Genomic DNA, 2,305 nt, shown 5'->3' with positions numbered 1-2,305 from the left:
GGATCACCGCCAAGCGACTGCTGCCGGTAGCACGTGCCGCGGGCTATGAGGGCTCGGCCCGCAACTTCCGTCGTCTCGTCGCCCAGGAGAAAACACAGTGGCGCCGTGATCATCATCGTGGCCGCCGCCCGGCGGTGTGGGCTCCGGGTGACTACCTGGTCATCGATTGGGCCGTAATCGGCGGGCTGCACATGTTCTGCGCGGTGTTGGCGTTCTCGCGGTGGCGGTTCGTTCGGTTCGCCACCAACGAAACATCCATCACCACACTCGGATTCATCGCCGAAGCGTTAGAAGAGATCGGTGGAGTGCCCAACAAGGTACTCGCTGATCGGATGGGTTGCCTCAAAGGTGGAGTCGTCGCCAACGTCGTCGTACCCACCCCCACGTATGTGCGGTTTGCCACCCACTACGGGTTTTCCCCGGACTTCTGTCACGGCGCCGATCCGGAATCGAAAGGGATCGTGGAGAACCTCTGCGGGTACGCGCAGTCGGATCTGGCGCAGCCGTTGTGGACCGAAGCCAAGATCGCTGCTGGTCGTGACGACGTGCAGCTGGATGTGCACGCAGCGAACCGGGCCGCGCGGGACTGGTGTGTCGAGGTCAACACCCGCCGTCACAGCGACACACTGTGCGTGCCTGCTGACCAACTCACGATCGAACGAGACACATTGAGCCCGTTGCCGTCTCTGCGGGCCCAGGTCGGTCCACCGCCGGTCACCCGTAAGGTCGATCGCCTCTCCTGTATCCGGTACGCCTCGGCCCGCTACTCGGTACCCAACCGGCTCATCGGCACCACCGTGACCCTCATCCAGGACGGTGAACGGCTCCTGATCGCCGAACCTACCTCCGGTGAGGTGGTCGCCGATCATCTGTTGGCCGCACCCGGAGAGGTCGTCCTCAACGATGCCCACTACGGGGGGCCACGCACCCCGCCCAGTCGTGCACCACGACCCAAAACCGCAGCAGAGAAGCAGTTCTGCGATCTCGGTGAGGTTGCTGAGCAGTTCCTGGTCGGTGCCGCGGCCATCGGGAACACCCGCCTGGGCGGTGAACTCGACGACATCCTCGGGCTCGTCACCTCCCACGGCCACGAACAGGTGCTCACCGCCCTGACCAGGGCGGTGGCATTCCGACGGTTCAAGGCCGCCGATGTGCGCTCGATCCTCGATGCCGGAGCCGGCACCCCCAACCCGCGACCGGCCGGCACAGCACTGCTCGGGCACCTGCCTACCGCGCCCACCCGCTCGCTGGATGCCTACAAGCTCGGCGCCGGCGACAAGGAGGTGTCATGACCACCACAACATCGACACCCGTTGCACCTCAGACAGTGCCGCCACTACCGGCCGACCTCGACCAAGCGCTACGCCGATTGAAGCTCGCCTCGATCCGCCGCACCGCACCCGAGGTCCTGCTCACCGCGAAAACCCAGCGATGGACACCCGAAGAAGTACTGCGAACCCTGGTCGAAGCCGAGATCGCCGCTCGTGATGCCTCCAACATCCGCAACCGACTAAAAGCTGCCGGGTTCCCGGTCACCAAAACCTTGGAATCGTTCGACGTGGCCGCATCCTCCATCCCGGCCAATACCTTCGAATACCTATCCTCACTGGAATGGGTTCGAGCCCAACACAATCTGGCCTTGATCGGCCCAGCCGGGACGGGTAAGAGTCACACCCTGATCGGGCTGGGGATCGCCGCAGTACACGCCGGACACAAAGTGCGGTACTTCACCGCCGCCGACCTCGTGGAGACCCTGTATCGCGGACTGGCCGACAACACCGTCGGCAGAACCATCGACACCCTGCTACGCCAAGATCTGCTCATCCTCGACGAGATCGGATTCGCACCACTCGACGACACCGGCACCCAACTACTGTTCCGGCTCGTCGCCGGCGCCTACGAACGCCGATCTCTCGCGATCGCCAGCCACTGGCCCTTCGAACAATGGGGACGATTCCTGCCCGAACACACCACCGCCGCCAGCATCCTCGACCGGCTCCTACACCACGCCACCATCGTCATCACCGACGGCGACTCCTACCGCATGACACACCGAACGGAGGTGCCACCCACCTAGAACATCCCGCACAGGGTGGGGACTTTTACCTGGCCACCAGCGGGGACATCAAACTGGCCGTTGACAGGTGGCCAACCCCCACTACAGCCCCCTAGCAAGGAGGCCAACTCGCCATGGAACTTGACAAAGCAGCACTACATATCAGCGACGAGCCTCGAAGGGTCTCGACACCCTTCAGCGACGGGGCCCAACGCGCCGCCCGAGCACCCCGTGCGCCACCAGTCCGAC

The 2,305-nt window shown here is 64.3% G+C and carries 2 protein-coding genes; both read left to right on the top strand.

Annotation, left to right across the window (positions count from 1 at the left end):
- A partial coding sequence (gene istA, locus ACW4YW_RS15590; RefSeq protein WP_457138402.1) for an IS21 family transposase occupies positions 1 to 1,292 on the top strand: 1,292 nt, incomplete at its 5' end.
- A complete protein-coding gene (gene istB, locus ACW4YW_RS15585) occupies positions 1,289 to 2,077 on the top strand; it encodes an IS21-like element helper ATPase IstB (protein WP_457138401.1) in 789 nt (262 codons plus the stop codon). The genes istA and istB, both read left to right, overlap by 4 nt.
- Positions 2,078 to 2,305 lie beyond the last annotated feature (228 nt).

Source organism: Methylobacillus pratensis, from assembly GCF_054072455.1.
Note: the sequence above shows the minus strand (reverse complement) of the source record. Positions and strands in the feature narration are given on the sequence as shown.

What these genes read in the sequence shown, in the direction of transcription:
- istB (WP_457138401.1), top strand. Translation starts at nt 1,289, where the DNA reads ATGACCACCACAACATCGACACCCGTTGCACCTCAGACAGTGCCGCCA.